The organism is Virgibacillus tibetensis (assembly GCF_036026595.1).
GTDB classification, from domain to species: Bacteria; Bacillota; Bacilli; order Bacillales; family Amphibacillaceae; genus Virgibacillus_P; species Virgibacillus_P tibetensis.
Genome location: NZ_JARZFX010000002.1, coordinates 229,067 through 245,999 on the forward strand (window position 1 = coordinate 229,067; position 16,933 = coordinate 245,999).

The 16,933-nt window shown below is 41.4% G+C and carries 15 protein-coding genes; 5 read left to right on the plus strand and 10 right to left on the minus strand.

The genetic code is table 11. The annotated features are described in order from the left end of the window. Positions 1-3 precede the first annotated feature (3 nt). From QGM71_RS05950 to QGM71_RS05965, 4 genes are all read left to right on the plus strand, one after another. Positions 4-360: an EamA family transporter gene (locus QGM71_RS05950; protein ID WP_327606612.1), complete on the plus strand. Its 357-nt coding sequence runs from the start codon at positions 4-6 to the stop codon at positions 358-360. Positions 361-364: 4 nt separating this feature from the next. Further along, on the plus strand, positions 365-1,495 hold the full coding sequence (gene rffA / locus QGM71_RS05955; RefSeq protein ID WP_327606613.1) for a dTDP-4-amino-4,6-dideoxygalactose transaminase: 1,131 nt from the start codon (positions 365-367) through the stop codon (positions 1,493-1,495). Beyond that, positions 1,458-3,152 carry a DUF6044 family protein gene (locus tag QGM71_RS05960; protein ID WP_327606614.1) on the plus strand — a complete coding sequence of 565 codons (1,695 nt, stop codon included), beginning with the start codon at positions 1,458-1,460 and terminating at the stop codon, positions 3,150-3,152. Before rffA ends, QGM71_RS05960 begins: the two co-directional genes overlap by 38 nt. Positions 3,153-3,305: 153 nt before the next feature. After that, the gene (locus QGM71_RS05965; protein WP_327606615.1) at positions 3,306-3,620 is read left to right on the plus strand and encodes a hypothetical protein; all 315 of its coding nucleotides are present in this window, start codon (positions 3,306-3,308) and stop codon (positions 3,618-3,620) included. Positions 3,621-3,713: 93 nt separating this feature from the next. On the opposite strand, the gene QGM71_RS05970 is transcribed toward QGM71_RS05965, so the two are convergent. The 10 genes from QGM71_RS05970 to QGM71_RS06015 form a co-directional block, all read right to left on the minus strand. Continuing rightward, on the minus strand, positions 3,714-4,790 hold the full coding sequence (locus tag QGM71_RS05970; protein WP_327606616.1) for a tartrate dehydrogenase: 1,077 nt from the start codon (positions 4,788-4,790) through the stop codon (positions 3,714-3,716). Positions 4,791-4,847: 57 nt separating this feature from the next. Then, positions 4,848-6,401 (minus strand): Na+/H+ antiporter NhaC family protein, encoded by a 1,554-nt coding sequence (locus QGM71_RS05975; protein WP_327606617.1) that lies wholly within the window; start codon positions 6,399-6,401, stop codon positions 4,848-4,850. A 271-nt stretch (positions 6,402-6,672) separates the two neighbouring features. Next, positions 6,673-7,809 (minus strand): alanine racemase, encoded by a 1,137-nt coding sequence (alr, locus tag QGM71_RS05980; RefSeq protein ID WP_327606618.1) that lies wholly within the window; start codon positions 7,807-7,809, stop codon positions 6,673-6,675. Positions 7,810-7,852: 43 nt separating this feature from the next. Then, positions 7,853-8,695: a D-amino-acid transaminase gene (dat, locus tag QGM71_RS05985; RefSeq protein WP_327607046.1), complete on the minus strand. Its 843-nt coding sequence runs from the start codon at positions 8,693-8,695 to the stop codon at positions 7,853-7,855. 38 nt (positions 8,696-8,733) lie between these two features. Continuing rightward, the gene (gene eutB, locus QGM71_RS05990) at positions 8,734-9,717 is read right to left on the minus strand and encodes a hydroxyectoine utilization dehydratase EutB (RefSeq protein ID WP_327606619.1); all 984 of its coding nucleotides are present in this window, start codon (positions 9,715-9,717) and stop codon (positions 8,734-8,736) included. A gap of 39 nt (positions 9,718-9,756) precedes the next feature. Continuing rightward, entirely contained in the window at positions 9,757-10,953 is a 1,197-nt protein-coding gene (locus QGM71_RS05995; RefSeq protein ID WP_327606620.1) for a M20 metallopeptidase family protein, read from the minus strand. 59 nt (positions 10,954-11,012) lie between these two features. After that, positions 11,013-11,396 carry a Rid family hydrolase gene (locus QGM71_RS06000; RefSeq protein ID WP_327606621.1) on the minus strand — a complete coding sequence of 128 codons (384 nt, stop codon included), beginning with the start codon at positions 11,394-11,396 and terminating at the stop codon, positions 11,013-11,015. Between the two features lie 50 nt (positions 11,397-11,446). Further along, complete coding sequence (locus tag QGM71_RS06005) at positions 11,447-12,874, minus strand: NAD-dependent succinate-semialdehyde dehydrogenase (RefSeq protein ID WP_407703002.1); 1,428 nt, start codon at positions 12,872-12,874, stop codon at positions 11,447-11,449. A 75-nt stretch (positions 12,875-12,949) separates the two neighbouring features. Next, complete coding sequence (gabT, locus tag QGM71_RS06010; protein ID WP_327606623.1) at positions 12,950-14,302, minus strand: 4-aminobutyrate--2-oxoglutarate transaminase; 1,353 nt, start codon at positions 14,300-14,302, stop codon at positions 12,950-12,952. Between the two features lie 364 nt (positions 14,303-14,666). Further along, positions 14,667-15,353, minus strand: a complete 687-nt coding sequence (locus QGM71_RS06015) for a GntR family transcriptional regulator (RefSeq protein WP_327606624.1) — start codon at positions 15,351-15,353, stop codon at positions 14,667-14,669. Between the two features lie 197 nt (positions 15,354-15,550). Between QGM71_RS06015 and QGM71_RS06020 the strand changes: the two genes are divergently transcribed. Then, positions 15,551-16,534: a 2-hydroxyacid dehydrogenase gene (locus tag QGM71_RS06020; protein WP_327606625.1), complete on the plus strand. Its 984-nt coding sequence runs from the start codon at positions 15,551-15,553 to the stop codon at positions 16,532-16,534. The last annotated feature ends 399 nt before the right edge of the window (positions 16,535-16,933 follow it).

Consider the following 16,933-nt stretch of genomic DNA (forward strand, 5'->3'; position numbering starts at 1 on the left):
TATATGGGTTATTTCTATATTTTCGGAACCATTTTTTTTACGGTTTACGGTCAATTAATTTTAAAATGGAAAATTGACCAATACGGCAGCTTACCTGCACCCTTGGTGGAAAAGTTGACATTTCTACTGCAATTATTATTAAATCCATGGATCTTATCCGGCTTTTTGGCGGCTTTCTTAGCAGCATTGAGCTGGATGGCTGCCATGACAAAATTCGATATCAGTTATGCATATCCATTTATGAGCCTATCATTTATTCTCGTATTCATCCTGTCTGCGTTTTTATTTGGAGAACCTGTCTCGGCACAAAAAGTGATTGGTTTTTCTCTTATCGTGGCAGGCATTATTGTAATGAGGTGATAATATGATTCCCTTTAACAAACCATGCGTAATCGGAAAAGAAACAGTAGCTATAAATCAAGCTATTACGAACCAGAAACTGTCTGGGAATGGTCCTTTTGGGAAAAAATGCACGAATTGGCTGGAGAATCAGCTGAATTGCAAAAAAGCTATTCTCACTCCTTCGTGTACAGCAGCACTTGAAATGACTGCATTATTAACCGAAACAGGCGCTAAGGATGAAGTCATCATGCCTTCCTATACTTTTGTATCCACAGCAAATGCATTCGCTCTTCGTAATGCATCTATTCGTTTTGTGGACGTCGATCCTGCAACGATGAACATTGACCCGAAGCAAATAGAAGCGGCGATTACTGAACGCACAAAAGTAATTGTTGTCGTTCATTATGCTGGGGTCTCCTGTGATATGGATGCAATCATGGATATAGCAAAGGAGCATGACCTGTGGGTAGTAGAAGATGCTGCTCAGGCATTAATGAGTACCTATAAAGGGCGGCCACTAGGAACGATAGGTCATTTTGGTACCATCAGTTTTCATGATACAAAAAACTATACTTGCGGTGAGGGTGGTGCACTGCTTATTAATGAAGCTTCCGCTATCCAGCGGGCAGAGGTTTTACAGGAAAAGGGAACAAACCGTTCGCAATTTATTCGGGGAGCTGTTGATAAATACACATGGAGAGATATCGGTTCTTCCTATTTATTAAGTGAGATCAATGCAGCTTATTTATCCGTTCAACTGGAGCACGCCAATACAATTAATGAAGAGCGTCTGCTTTCCTGGGAACAATATAATGAAACATTACAGCCATTAATGAAAGATGGAAAAATTGTCTTACCCCATATCCCAGATAGTCTTGAACACAATGCACATATGTTTTACATCAAGACTGCTAATGAGGAAGAGCGTAATCATCTTATGGATTACTTAAATGAACACAACATCCAAACTGTAACCCATTATGTACCGTTACATTCCTCACATGCAGGCCGTAAATTCGGTATATTCAGCGGGAAGGATCAGTACACAACTTCCGAAAGCGAAAAATTACTGCGTTTACCAATTTACTATGGAATAGGAGAAGAGGCTATCGCTCATGTGGTCAACCATATATACAACTATTACGAAGAATAAATTAGCTGCAGGTATTGCCTGCCTAGTCATTATCGCCTACCTGCTTCCTTATTACATATTAGGCGAGGATACACATATTCGCGTGCATGATAATTTAGATTCCAATATCGTCTGGTATAAATTACTTGCAGAAAGCGGCCAGATATTCACTTTGTCAGACGTGGCTCTTCCGAATGTCATTAACGGCCTGCCAAGAAGTGCACTTCCATCCGGATTTGATGCGATGGTCTGGCTTTATATCTTATTTGAACCAATGACCGCCTACGCTATTGGACAGACAATCATGCGCTTTGCTGCCTTCTTCGGGATGTATCTATTATTAAGACATCATTTTTTGCGGGAGGAAAAATTTACCCTTATCCAAATCGGTGCAGCTTTAGGTTTTGCACTTCTGCCTTATTGGCCATCCGGCATGTTGTCCATTGCTGGACTTCCGCTTGCACTGCATCTTTTATTAACAATAAGAAAACGAAGAAAAGATACACCGATTTATTACTGGATCGTCTTACTGATCATTCCATTCTTTTCAAACTTTGTTCTTACCTTTGTATTTTTCCTTGGTGTAATGGGATTGCTGTGGTTGATTGACTGGATCCGCATGAAATCTGTAAACTGGGTGTTTTTCAATGCTATTGCTGCAATGACATTTATTTATTTGGTGAAAAACTATCTTCTCATTACTTCTATGTTCTTTGACAATGATTTTAGATCTCATAGAGAAGAACTGAGTTTGGGTCATAATACATTTCAAAGAAGTCTGGAGCTTTCCGTTGAAAACTTTTTATATGACCATACACACGACATGGCCGAACACTATTGGGTTATCGTCCCTGTTATTGGCATTGCATTTCTAATTGCATCAGTTCGGAACTTGAAGCCGTATATGCTACTTGGACTTTTTATCTTCAATGCTGCTTTATCGGTTTGGTATGCTTTTTGGTATTGGGAAGGTTTACGTGTAATAAAAGATACCTTTTCGATTGCAAATACGTTTAACTTCTCAAGAATTCATTTTTTCGATCCAGCAATTTGGTATATCTGCTTTGCCCTTGCGTTAGGAATACTCTGGAAACATTTGCCATTTGGCAAATGGATTGTTGCTATTTTGATCGTGATACAGTGCAGCATCGTCTTTCAACTTAATGAAGAAGCTAAATATAGTAAAGTTGACTCACCAACATTCAAGGAGTTTTATTCTGAAGAGCTATTTGACGAAATAGAAGATTATATAGGAAGGGACCAATCTGAGTACAGGATTGTCAGCATTGGAATGCATCCGACGATTGCGCAATTCAATGGTTTTTATACGTTGGATACGTACAATAACAGCTTCTCTTTAGATTATAAACATAGCTTCAAGGAAGTAATCCAAGGGGAACTGGATAAAAATGCTTCCCTTGAACGATATTTTGATACCTGGGGCGGAAGGTTATATATGTATATCGCCGATCATGGTGAGGATTACATGTTTACCAAGGAACGAGATGGAGCGATCGAAGAGTTATCTATTAGTAAAGAAGCATTGGTTGACCTGGGTGGAGACTTTATTTTCTCTGCCGTACCAATTGAAAATTATAAGGAGCTGGGACTTGAGTTTGAAAAGAGTTTTGAAAAGGATGACCTACCCTGGGAGGTCAGGGTGTATCGTGTGGATTAGGATACAGTATAGGAAGCATACAGCCACGGTTTCCGGCTGAGAGTGGAAGACTCTCGGCCAGCTGCTAGCTGCTACGCCTAGTAGTAGAACTAAAATACAAGCCTATTAATAGCTGCAATTATAGATTATAATAGCTTTAGGAGGTGAAACAGTATGGAAAAACATGAACTGAATGAGGTCTTAAATGCCCTTAAACAATATTCGGGGGAAATAACTTCGAAAATGGGTCAAATACAATCTGAGCTTGAAAACCGTATAGATCACGCGAAAGTTGAGCTTGAGAATCGTTTGGATCATGTAAAAGTTGAGCTTGAGGATCACATGGATGAACGCTTCGATCGACTTGAATCTAAGTTCGATGGAATGCGTGTGGAGTTAACGGAAACTCAGGAAACGGTCGACTTTCTTTCCAGCAAAAATGTGCAGCATGAGAAAAAGCTTCGCAAATTCTACCACCAACAATCCTGATCCTTCAGCAAAAATTAACTTCTAACCTAGTAGTACTTACCTTTTGACCTTTAAAAAAGTTCCCCACTAGCATCAGCTACTGGGGAACTTTTATTACTGATTAGTATATGTCCTAAGTTTTTCAACAAAACGATCGCCGACTTCTGCTGTGGAGAAACTACCTCCCAGGTCCGGCGTAAGATGCTCTGTTTCTTTAAGAAGGTCTTTAATCGTTGATAGAACTATCTCACCCCATTTTTCTTCTCCAAAGAAGTCCAGCATTTGACTGACGGACCATATAGCTGCAATTGGATTTGCAATCCCTTTTCCAGCTATATCTGGTGCCGATCCATGGACGGGCTCAAACATGGATGGAAACTCTTTTTCCGGATTAACATTGGCCCCTGTCGCAAGGCCCATTCCTCCAGTAATCGCAGCTCCAATGTCTGTCAATATATCGCCGAATAGATTGGATGTAACTACAACTTCAAACCTCATAGGATCTGTTACAAAATACAAGCTGGCTGCATCAACAAGGTAAGAGTAGGTCTCTACTTCTGGATATTCCTTCCCTACTTCTTCAAAAACTTCATCCCAGAATACCATCGAATAATTCAAGGCATTTCCTTTGCTTATACTTGTTAGTGTCCTGTTAGAATTACTTGCTTCCTCATAAGCATAACGAATGATCCGCTCGGTTCCTTTTCTGGAAAATACACCTGTCTGTAAAACCACCTCTTCTGGCTTTCCTTTAAATAACCAATCCCCAGCACCCGCATATTCACCTTCACTGTTTTCCCGAATAACCAGAAAATCAATATCCTCTCCGGTCCTGTTCTTTAATGGTGTTAAGGAGTCGTTTAAAAGTGTTATTGGTCGTATATTTACATATTGATCAAATTGCTTTCTAATCTGCAAAAGGAGGTCCCATAGTGAGATATGATCAGGAACTCCCGGATAACCAACAGCCCCTAAATAGATCGCATCAAAATTTTTTAATTTATCAATTCCATCATCAGCCATCATTTTTCCGTGTTCCAAGTAGTACTCACAGCCCCAGGGGAATTCCGTAAAGGAAAATGAGATATTCGCATCGATTTCTTCAATTGCCTTCAGAATTTTTACGCCTTCTGCCACTACTTCTGGACCAATTCCATCTCCTGGTATTAAAGCTATATTGAATGTCTTCATTGTTTCCCCTTTCCCCTTTCCCTTTTCTTACTATACTTCTGCTTCGGTGTTGATTTATTAAGCACTCATCCTGCTTTCCGGCTCCATGTATTTCTTTTCATGCCTGTTCCCCAAGTATCGAAGGACGAAAAACTGAATAACAATACCTGCAATTAACAACACGATACTACTTCCTATCAAGGTGTACGATAGATACAGCAACCCTGAAATACCGGCTGGAACAAGTGCATATGGTATTTGTGTTCTTACATGGGCAATGTGATCCGATCCCGCAAATATGGAAGCCATTACCGTAGTATCTGAAATAGGTGATACATGATCCCCAAAGATTGCTCCCGCGAAAATAGCACCGATAATAATAGGAAGCAGATCCGTTCCACCAATTGTATAGGCTAACGGGATTGCAAGTGGTGTAAGAATTGACATCGTTCCCCATGAAGTACCTGTTGCAAAGGCAATAAACATTCCAACAACAAAAATTAAAAATGGCAATAATGCTGCAGTCATCCAACCTTCTGTAGCTCCTACAACAAATTCTGCTGTGCCGAGCTCAGAGGTAACCGTTCCAATTGACCAGGCCAACACAATGATTACAAGTGCTGGAAGCATTGTACGTATACCTCCCAACAATGTATCTTCACATTTTTTCAGACCCATTCCTTGAATCAATCCCAGAATGATTCCTACAGCTGTCATTGCGAATGCACCCCAGGTTAATGCGACAGAAACATCGGTATCTGCTAAAGCATCCATCATGGATTTCCCTGTAGCTCCTCCACCGGAATACCATAATCCCCATATACTAACTGAAATAAGTGTTACAAGAGGAAGGATAAAGTTCCACACACTTCCTCCTTCTTTTCTATGAGGTTCACCCAAATCCTGCTCTACGGATGACAAAGGTGTAGAGCCATCGGCAATCAATTTCCCTGTATCCAGAGCTCTTTTTTCCGCATGTGCCATTGGTCCAAAGTCCTTACCAAGAATAATCATCGGAACTGCTGCAAGACATAGAATTGCGTAGAAGTTCCACGGAATAGATTGTAAGAAAGCGAAATATGGCTCTACCCCTATGATACCGACACTGGCGACAGCAGCGGCAATCAAAGAAACCTGAAAACCGATCCAATCGGAAACCGGCCCTATGGTAGCCATTGGAGCTGCAGTTGTATCAAGAACATAGGATAATTTCTCCCTAGATACTTTATGTTTCCCAGTAATATCTTTTGAAGCATTTCCCACTATCACAGAGTTCACGTAATCATTAAAGAAAACTAGTATTCCTAAGAAGTATGGTAAAAAAAGCACTCTTTTTCTCGTGGTTAATCTTTTCTCCAATACCCTGATTAGCCCTTCAGAGCCACCTGTTTTAAACATAAATGCAGCCCCGGTACCAAGTAATGCAGTCATAACGAGAAAGCGTGCATTCCAAGGATCTATCATTACATCCTTCATCCATGTAAAGGTTATTCCAACCGCAGAAAACGGATTTCCGCCTACAGCAATCACGCCACCAACCCATACACTTATGAAGAGAGAAAACAATACCCGTCTTGTAACAATTGCCAGCACTACCGCAACAATTGGTGGTACGATAGATAAAAAATCCATGTAGTTCCCCCATTTCAGTTTATTTTTTGATTTTTTTCTAAAAATATTCGGAAGGTAACTCTATCTTCGATTACTCAGTACAAATACTTAACAGAATCCAGTGAATTATTTTTGTGGTTACTCGTCCCTCCTAACGATTTGCCGCTTTTTCTTAGATAACATGGTGTTCGCAGAGATTTTGTGCGAAGGTCTTCGTTGCACTAATCCAGAGAGGTAAGTTATGTTAATACCAAATGACGTCACAATTTATATCTCTATAGCAACAAACCACCTAGATATAAACTCTCCTGATACGTTCCATCAAACTGGAGACTACCTCGTCTACTATACTGTCCATCCATTCTGCTACTTCTAGTGTTGTAATTTCATGATCACCCTGCCTGCCAATCAATACAACTTCATCTCCTTCCCTGACACCCGGAATATGGGTAACGTTAATTAACGTTTGATCCAATGATATCGTGCCCACAATCTTGGCTCTTTGCCCTCCAACGAGCATTTCCCCCTTAGTCGAAAACGCACGTTTGTATCCATCTCCATGGCCGATAGGTACAACAGCTATTTTTTCGGTGGAAGTAGTTACATAGCTCCCACCGTAGCCTATAGGGGTATTTGGTGGAAGCTCGCGGACATGAATAAGCTTTGATTTTAGTTTCATTACCCCTTTTAATGAAATGATATTCTGTTGACGTGGAGCAGGATGGTGCCCAAACAATGCAACTCCAGCTCTCACCATATCAAGATGCATATCTGGTCGTTCCATGGCAATTGTTGAGCCACCGACATGACGAACTGGAAAATGATAGCCATGTTTATTAAGTGTCATTACCGTATCCATGAATAAAGCAAATTGCTGTTCGGTCGTAATCCAATCACCGTCGTCTGCACATGAAAAATGTGTATATATACCTTCCCATTTCAATCCTGGCAACGTACAGCACGCCTCACAAAAATAAAGTGCTTGTTCAGGAGCTACACCAAAACGATGCAGTCCTGTGTCTATTTTCAAATGACAATTGGTAGTTCTCCCTTGCTTGACAGCTTCTTTACTGAGCACATATGCAAATTGTTCTGTAGAAATGGAAGCTGTTAATTCATATGTAACAATATCCGCTGCCTGTTCAGTAGTGACCGAACTAAGAATGTGTATAGGCACCTTAATCCCGTTTTCACGGAGCAGAACGCCTTCTTCTACGGTTGTTACACCAAGGCGTTTTGCTCCGCATTTTACAGCTTCATGGCTAATTGGAACGATCCCATGTCCATAGGCATTTGTTTTTACTACTGCTAGAAGTACGCTACTTTTAGATAGCAGCTTTGTTAAATTACTTATATTTTCACTGAAGGCAGCCAGATCAATCTCCGCTGCAGTAGGGCTGTGTGATAAACTATTTACTGAATGCACCACAATGCCATCCCCCCAAATTTTTCATAAGATGTTAACTAATTAATTAAATGCTTTTCACATCCTGTTTATAAAGGGATCGGAATTCCTCTACGATTCTCTTTGTTGTTTCTCCTGGTACGCCTGACCCAATTGTATGTTGGTCTACTTTCAAAATTGGAACCACATCGAGTTTTGTTGCTGTTACAAATACTTCATCTGCATCGAGCAGTTCAGTGACTGTATAAGTTTCTTCATTTACAGTTATATTCAATTTCTTGCATAGCTGTAGTATCTTTTTCCTTGTAATTCCATTTAGAATATAATTGTCAGCCGGGTGGGTATACAACTCACCATTTTTAACAATAAAGACATTCGATGCGCTCGCTTCCGTTACCGTTTCCCCACGATGGAGAATTGCTTCAATACTTCCATTCTCAACCGCTTTTTGCTTGGCCAGCACGTTCGGGAGTAGATTAAGTGTCTTAATATCACAACGGAGCCAGCGTATGTCCTCTGTTAGCACAGCTGTCGCACCTTGATCTTCGATATCAGTCATTCGTTCCTCAGCCCTCGTGTAAGCGATAGTTACTGGTGCTACTGCTGCGTCTGGGAATTCATGCCACCGTGGTGATGCACCTCTTGAAACCTGCATATAAATAATTCCCTCTTCAAGCTCATTTATTGAAACTAGTTGGTCAAGCTTGCTTTTTAAATCTTCCACCGAACTTGGTAAGGAGAGCTGAACTTGTTCAGCACTTCTTACCAGTCTCTCTAAATGGTCATCCAATAATAATGGCTTGCCATCATAAACACCGATTACCTCATAAATCCCATCACCAAATTGGTAACCGCGGTCTTCTATATTAATGACATCTTTCCTATCCATAATTTGATCGTTAAATAACATTTTGTTCACTGTTAACCTCTCCTTTGCTTTTACTAATCTCAGGTTGTGAGATTATACTGATGTGCTATATCTGCGATCACTGACGTATCCACACTAGAACCACTGATTACAACTGCAACATGGGATCCTAACTTAACTTTATCAGCTAAAACAGCTCCGATACCCGCAGCTGCTGCGCCTTCAATTACCATCCGATGCTTATCTAGCATAAAATTCATTCCAGCAGCAATCTCTTCTTCACTTACTAATAAAATATCATCGACCACTCGCTGTACCAGTTCGAAGGTGTATTGATTAGCTAATCCGATTCCCCCTAGTAAACTATCAGCCAACGTATCCTGTTCTTTTATCGTAATCGGTTTGCCCGCCTCAATGCTTTCATACATCGTTGCGCCTTTGTCGGTTGATACGCCTATTATCTGAATACTTGGGTCGGTAGACTTTAAAGCTACTCCCAGCCCCGAGTGAAGTCCACCACCGGATAAGCCACCGATAACGGTATCTATTTCAGGCAATTCTTCCAGCAGCTCAAGCCCAATCGTCCCTTGCCCTGCAATAATAGAAGGATCATCAAACGGGTGAATAACGGTAAGGCCCTGCTCTTTTTCCAGTTCATAACTGCGCTGTTCTGCATCATCTTGAGACTCACCATATATTTCTACTTCTGCCCCTGATTGTTTTAACGCATCCACCTTCGCTTTCGGAACTCGCTTGGATATACAAATTACTGCTTTAATACCTATTTGTTGAGCCAGATAAGCTACACTCATACCGAAGTTCCCGGTAGAAAACGTCGTTACCCCACGACTTTTCTCTTCAGATGTTAGGCTTAGTATCTTATTTGCTGCTCCCCTGATTTTAAAGGAACCGCTTACATTTAAGTTTTCCAGCTTCAAATGAACAGATGTTCCGGCGATCTCAGATAATGCTGGTGAATAAATTAATGGGGTTCTGTTTATAAATGGTGTAATTCGCTTTCGAGCTATCCATATATCACGCAGTGTAACAGTTGATTCTGGCATCCTACTCCCCCTCTAACGCTGGACTGTCGCTTAAGTTACTTATTTACGATTTTTTAAAAACCTGGCTACTGCCCCTTCCAATATAGCCACACCGACTGGGAGGACACGTTCATCAATATCGAAATTTGGTGTATGAAGGTCTCTGACTTTCCCATCTGATACTGCACACCCAAGAAAGAACATCGCTCCTGGTATTGCCTGGGTCATATGTGCAAAGTCTTCTCCCCCAAGTCCAAAAGGAGTATTTAACATTTTATAATCAGGATAAAGATCCGTGATAGTTCGCCTTAGTAATTCATTAACCACCGGATCATTTTTTAATGCAGGATCTTCAGGTGTTATTTTTAATTGATATTCCCCACCTAAAGCATGGACTACGGAAAATGCTTTCTCTAATTCAGCATGCAAAATGGTCCGGACATTAGGATCATAGCTGCGGATCGTCCCGTTCATCGTTACTTCTGAGGGAATAACATTGCTGGCTGAACCACAATGAACACTTCCAAGACTAATTACCGCTGGTTCCAGTGGAGATATACGTCGTGCGACTACCCCGTGCAGTGCCTGCAATAAAGGGCCAAGCATCCAAATAGGATCTGTGCCTAGATGGGGATATGCGCCGTGACCACCAGTCCCGGATATGACAGCTTCGAAAACATCCACATTAGCCATACTATAGCCATCGTGAACCTTCACTTCACCAAGCTCATTTTCCGGACTCATATGGAGGGCAATGACACAATCAACGTTATCCAGGGCTCCTGCCTGAATCATATACGGCGCTCCAGTTGATCCATGCTCATCTGCCATTTCCTCTGCTGGCTGAAATAAAAACTTAACTGTCCCATGCATTTCTCCATTTTCAAACTTTTTTCCAAGCAAGGTAGCGGTCCCCAAAGCAATCGCTGTGTGAGCATCATGCCCACATGCATGCATGACACCTTCATTCCTGGATTTGTAGTTATGGTTATTTTCTTCATAAATTGGCAATGCATCTATATCTGCCCGTAGTGCAATCGCTGGACCTGAACCTGAAGAAAGTGTTCCAACAACCGCAGTGGGATAGCCTACTTCTGTTTCCACCTTCATACCAGGAACTTTCCCCAGCTCCTGGACAATGAACTGAGCTGTTTCTACTTCCTGAAAACTTACCTCTGGATTCATATGGAGCTTACGACGCCATTCAATCAACTGGGAAGTTATCTCTTCTATACTTAAAACCATTGCATTGCTCACATTCCAGCCCCCCTTTTAAAAAAGAAAGGAGTCAAGCAATCAACTCCTTTCCACTTTATTCAATTAATGGCTGCTACTGCAGTAATTTCTACTTTTACACCTAATAACTGACTGCCTATTGTAATTCGTGCTGGCTTTACCGCTACATGCTCGAAATAGGAGGCATAAACTTTATTAAATTCCTGAACAGTATTCTGGTTTAATTCGGATAAGTGGCAGGTTACATGAACGATATTAGACAGATCTGCCCCCGTTTCAGCCAGGATATTTTTAATATTTTCCAGGCTTGCAGCAGCTTGGTCTGCAATTGTCTCCCCAGCTAGTTTGCCATCTGGGTGGACACCATCCTGACCAGAAACAAAGATAAATTGCCCTACTTTTACACCTTGAGAATACGGTCCGCTCGGTTGCGGAGCATGTATCGTTTCTATCGCCTGTTTCAAAATATCAGCCCCCTTCTTTCATAGTATAGGCAAGCAGTGCTGTTCCCTGCTTACTCCATTCCAATTGAAACGTACTGTGACTCTACAAAGGCATCAATGCCTTCATGACCGCCTTCTCTGCCCATACCACTTTCTTTCATTCCGCCAAAGGGAACCTGTGCTGCAGATGGTGCACCGTCATTCCATCCGACAATTCCGAAATTCAGCTGTTCGATTACGCGGGTACCCCGTGCTACATTCTCTGTAAAGACATAGGCAGCTAGACCATATGGTGTATTATTCGCTAAGTGAACTGCTTCTGCTTCTGAATCGATTTTCTGGATGGGCGCTACAGGGCCAAATGTTTCTTCCTGCATCACTACCATGGATTGATCAACGTCTTTAATAACGGTAGGTGAAAAGAAAACACCTTCTCCTTCTGTTATTACTTCACCACCAGTTACGACGGATGCACCTTTCGATACCGCATCCTGTACATGATGGTTCACCTTATCCAGTCCATCGCGATTAATTAACGGACCAACATTGACTGATTCATCAATACCATTTCCAACCTTCAACTTCTCAACTTCTCGTGAAAACTTTTCTACAAACTCTTCATATATACCTGCCTGAACGTAAATACGATTTGCACAAATACATGTCTGACCAGCATTCCTGAATTTAGAAGCCATGACACCTTTAACTGCTACATCCACATTCGCATCATCCAGAATGATTAGCGGAGCATGCCCACCAAGTTCCAACGATAATCGTTTCACCTGATCAGCACTTTGCTTGATAAGAATTTTCCCTACTTCTGTAGAACCTGTAAACGTAATTTTACGAACCTTTTCATTTTCCATTATCGCCTTCGCTATTTTAGACGAAGACCCTGTCACTAAATTAACGACACCTTTTGGAAAACCTGCTTTTTCGCATAGCTCCATCAATTTAACAGCTGTTAATGGACTTTCGCTTGAAGGCTTCATCAAAACCGTACAGCCTGCAGCAAGCGCTGGACCAATTTTACGTGTAAGCATGGCGGCTGGGAAATTCCACGGCGTAATCGCCGCTACTACTCCTACTGGCTTTTTCCAGACTTGGAGACGCTTACCTGAAACGTGTGCAGGAATTGTTTCACCATAAATGCGTTTTCCTTCTTCAGCAAACCATTCAATAAAGGAAGCTGCGTAATTCACTTCTCCTCTTGATTCATGAATTGGCTTACCCATTTCCAGAGTCATAATCCGAGCCAGCTCTTCCTGGTTTTCCAGCATCAGCTGATGTAATTTCTTAAGATATCCAGCCCGGTCATATGCAGTCAGTTCAGACCAGGAACCGAAAGCCTCATGAGCTGCCTCGATTGCTTGCTGTGCTTCTTCCTCCCCGCCATTTGGCACGGTACCCACATGCTCACCATTTGCCGGATTGGTAACCTTCAGCGTGTCAAGATCCTCTCCAACCCATTCTCCATTAATATTCATTAAATAGTCCATCTCTTTAACTTTATTCATTTTGCTTTCACTCCGATCTGTTAACTTCAATTTTTTGAGTACAACTAATCTTGTAAACTAGCTTTCAACTCCAACAAGAACCGCTTCTATTGATTCTTCCAGGATATTCAAACCTTCTTCCAACTGCTCATCCGTAATAACTAGTGGCATGAGTAAACGGACAACATTATCGAATACTCCAGCTTTTAATGCGATAACTCCGCGTTCCTGGGCCTCTTTTAATACGAGGTCTGTTATCTTTTTATTAGGCGTCTTACTTTCGCGGTCTTCTACAAACTCCAGTGCACACATAGCCCCCAGCCCTCGGTAGTCACCAATCACATCAAAACGATCAGACATTTCCTCGAATTTTTTCATAACTTTTTCCCCGATAACTTCCGCACGCTCGTTGAGTTTTTCTTCTTCCATTACTTCCAGTACGGCTATACCTGCACGGCAGCCAAGCGGACTTCCACAATACGTTCCGCCCAATTCACCCGGACGCGCTTTATCCATAACCTCTTCCCTGCCAATAACCCCACTGATCGGCAGTCCTGCTGCCATCGATTTTGAAATAGCAATAAGATCCGGCTCCACACCATAATGTTCCATCGCAAAGTACTTTCCAGTCCGTCCAAATCCTGTTTGGATCTCGTCTGCAATAAACAATATTCCGTGTTGCTTACAAAGCTCGTATACTCCTTTTACAAATGCCTTGTCTGGTACGATAAAACCGCTTTCCCCCTGAACCGGCTCCATAATGAATGCTGCTACAAGGCTCGGATCAACTTCGCTGATGAAGAAATTCTCCACCTGCTTTAGCATATATTCTGTATATTCTTCCTCACTCATCGATTCTGGACGTCGGTATTTGTAAGGAAATGGCGCTCGATACGTTTCAGGTGCAAACGGCCCGTATTCGTATTTATAAGGTCTGACCTTACCTGTTAATGACATTCCCATTAATGTACGACCGTGAAACCCTCCTGTAAATGAAACAATTGCTTGCCGGTTCGTATATTTACGCGCTATCTTAACAGCATTCTCTACTGCCTCCGCTCCACTGTTCAGGAACATTACTTTCTTTTTAAAATGACCTGGAGCAAGTGCTGCGATTTTTTCCGCAAGCTCAATGTACGGATCATACATCATCACATTAAAACCTGTGTGAATATATTTATCAATCTGATCATGTAAAGCGCTTACAACTGTGTCATGACTATGCCCCACATTAATAGTTCCAATTGCCCCGGCAAAATCAATAAACTGATTGCCATCAACGTCATGAAGCAAGGCACCTTTTGCTGATTCAACAAATGTAGGCACTCCATAGCCGACGCCTTGTGGGACTATATCCAGTCTGCGTTCAAGTAACGCCTTCGCCTTTGGTCCCGGTAATTCTGTTTTAACTTTTGCAAATTGCTTATTCATAATGAAACCTCCTCGTTTTCTTTGTTTTTTTCATTGACTCTAAAGCGTATAAACCTGAATAATGAATTCACCTGGTAAACTTTCCTCTCCTCCTTACAATAAGTCAACAATCAAGGGTAGAGGAGATTCGGTTAAAATCGCACGTCCTGTTGCAACACCCAACTAACCTGCATCCTTTAGCCACATGCTCTTTGTGTTTCTACTATCTCACACGGATTAAATAGAAGATCGATTAAATCCGCCGCGATGCGCACACAACATCGAACCACACTAAATGGCAAATGGTTTCGGTGGGACGAGTAATCGCAAATGGTTTTCGATGGGGCGAGTAATCGCAGTCCCAGTCCCAGTCCCAGGGCGTAGTTTATACTTTGCTAACGGGGCTCTTTCGCCTTTGCTCTTTCACGCCCAGCAATTTCTCTTCCACGTATTCGATGTGATTTTCCACTCTTTTCTTAACGATTTGCACATCTTTTGAAATTAAGGCATCTAATAATTGTGTATGTTCATCATAAAATGATTGATGACTGGAATAAAATTGATCAAGATGCATAAGGAATGTTCTAATTTGCACCTGAAGCGAATCATAAATTTTTATAATCCGTGAATTATCACTTAAATTAACAACATAACTGTGGAATTGCATATCCAGATCAAACAGATCATTCCAATTACCTTCAGCGACCTTAGCCTTCATTTTTTCGGTAATTCTTTTCAATTCCTGTATGTTTTTCTTTTGAAGTCTAGGAATTGCCTGTATAAAGGCCCTTGCCTCTATCAATGTCCGCAATTCAATAATCTCCGTCAAATCTTTTTCTGTAAAACTGGCGACATAAGTTCCTTTCCTGGCCTTACTGACGACCAATTCTTCGATTTCAAGAATTCTCAGTGCTTCGCGAATCGTACTTCGACTGACATCAAATGTTTCTGCCAGTTCACTTTCAAGTAACCGTTCACCAAAGTGTATTTCTTTATTCCATATTTTCCTTTTTAACTGATCAGCTATTAGCTCACTTAACGGTTTTTGCACGATAAAACTTTCTGTACCCATATGGAGAACATCCTCTCTATGCGATGCATAAATGTCGATTGTCGACATAGTGTACCCTAATCATAATTCAGACTATTTCGATTGTCAAATATTATTTTGATTATTTTAAATTAAATATTTTTATATTGACTTCCTTTCTTTTAATAGATAGTTTAAGGATAGTTAAACTACTTATTATTAAGAAGGATGGGGATATTATGAAGACAAAAATTATTGCCTACAACCGTGTAGAGCAACCGGTATTGAAAAAATTGAAAAGTAAATACGATGTACATTTCTTTAAAAACATAGATACGAAAACCGATCCCGAATTTTTGGCACAGCTTTATGATGCTGAAGGAATTATCGGACTGGAATTGCCGGTAGACAAGGAACTGATTGATCGTGCACCAAACTTAAGAATCGTAAGTAATGTTTCAGTCGGATACAATAATTTGGACGTTGACTATTTAAACAAGCGAAACATTATGGCAACCAATACACCTGATGTCCTCACTGATACAGTTGCGGATACGGTGTTCGGCATACTTATTGCAACAGCCCGACGTATACCGGAATTAGATCACATGGTAAAAACAGGAGGCTGGACAACAGAAGCAGTTGAGCCTGAACATTTCGGTATAGATGTTCATCATAAAAAACTTGGTATCATTGGTATGGGTAGAATTGGTCAGGCAATTGCTCAGCGTGGACATTTTGGTTTTGATATGGAAATATCCTACCATAGTCGAACTAGGAAACCAGATGTCGAAGAAAGGTTTGCTGCAACCTATTGCAGTCTCGACGATTTGTTAACCCAATCTGATTTTGTATGTCTTATTACACCACTTACAGCTGAAACAGAAGGTATGTTGGGTAAACGGGAATTTCAACTGATGAAAAAAGATGCCATTTTCATCAATGGATCCAGAGGTAAAACGATCGTGGAGCAAGATCTAATAGCCGCCCTAAGAGACGGCGAAATAGCAGCAGCGGGGCTTGACGTCTTTGAAAAAGAACCTGTCGAAACAGATAACCCGCTCTTGAAGATGAAGAATGTTGTCACCACACCACATATCGGCTCCTCCACACATGAGACCGAATTGAAAATGTCCGAGCTTGCTGCAACCAATCTTATAGCAGGATTAAATGGTGATAAGCCACCTAATCTGGTTAATTCAGCTACTTGGAGTAAGAAATAAGTTACACTTATTCGAAAAGACTAATTGTGCCACCAAACACATCATTTATATAATTCCAGTAACCAAAGTAAAGGTGCTGAACGTACCACAAATATGTGATACGTTCAGCACCTTTTAAAGGAAAGCTCTTCTCGCAAGTTTTGTTTCTTTACTTCTCGCAGTTGGTATAAAGTGCGACGTAGCCGCTGGGTTGCTTTCCGCTGCTGACCGTTGCTTTCCGCGGGCACGACTTCAGCCTCCTCGAGAAAACCACTCTGCGGGGTCTTCAGACACGTGCTATTCCCGCAGGAGTCAACGGTCCTCCGCTCCAAACAACCATCGTAATTGTGAAGTCAGCGGCAAAGAAGACTCTGCAAAATTAACGAAGTTGCATGTACCCGGAGTGGTGAAAGCGTAGTG

Coding starts and splice junctions, on each gene's coding strand:
- QGM71_RS05965 (WP_327606615.1), top strand. CDS start 3,306: ATGGAAAAACATGAACTGAATGAGGTCTTAAATGCCCTTAAACAATAT.
- dat (WP_327607046.1), bottom strand. CDS start 8,695: ATGTTATTTAACGATCAAATTATGGATAGGAAAGATGTCATTAATATA.
- QGM71_RS05950 (WP_327606612.1), top strand. CDS start 4: ATGGGTTATTTCTATATTTTCGGAACCATTTTTTTTACGGTTTACGGT.
- QGM71_RS06005 (WP_407703002.1), bottom strand. CDS start 12,874: ATGGACTATTTAATGAATATTAATGGAGAATGGGTTGGAGAGGATCTT.
- eutB (WP_327606619.1), bottom strand. CDS start 9,717: ATGCCAGAATCAACTGTTACACTGCGTGATATATGGATAGCTCGAAAG.
- gabT (WP_327606623.1), bottom strand. CDS start 14,302: ATGAATAAGCAATTTGCAAAAGTTAAAACAGAATTACCGGGACCAAAG.
- rffA (WP_327606613.1), top strand. CDS start 365: ATGATTCCCTTTAACAAACCATGCGTAATCGGAAAAGAAACAGTAGCT.
- QGM71_RS05960 (WP_327606614.1), top strand. CDS start 1,458: ATGTGGTCAACCATATATACAACTATTACGAAGAATAAATTAGCTGCA.
- QGM71_RS06020 (WP_327606625.1), top strand. CDS start 15,551: ATGAAGACAAAAATTATTGCCTACAACCGTGTAGAGCAACCGGTATTG.
- QGM71_RS05970 (WP_327606616.1), bottom strand. CDS start 4,790: ATGAAGACATTCAATATAGCTTTAATACCAGGAGATGGAATTGGTCCA.
- QGM71_RS05975 (WP_327606617.1), bottom strand. CDS start 6,401: ATGGATTTTTTATCTATCGTACCACCAATTGTTGCGGTAGTGCTGGCA.
- QGM71_RS06015 (WP_327606624.1), bottom strand. CDS start 15,353: ATGGGTACAGAAAGTTTTATCGTGCAAAAACCGTTAAGTGAGCTAATA.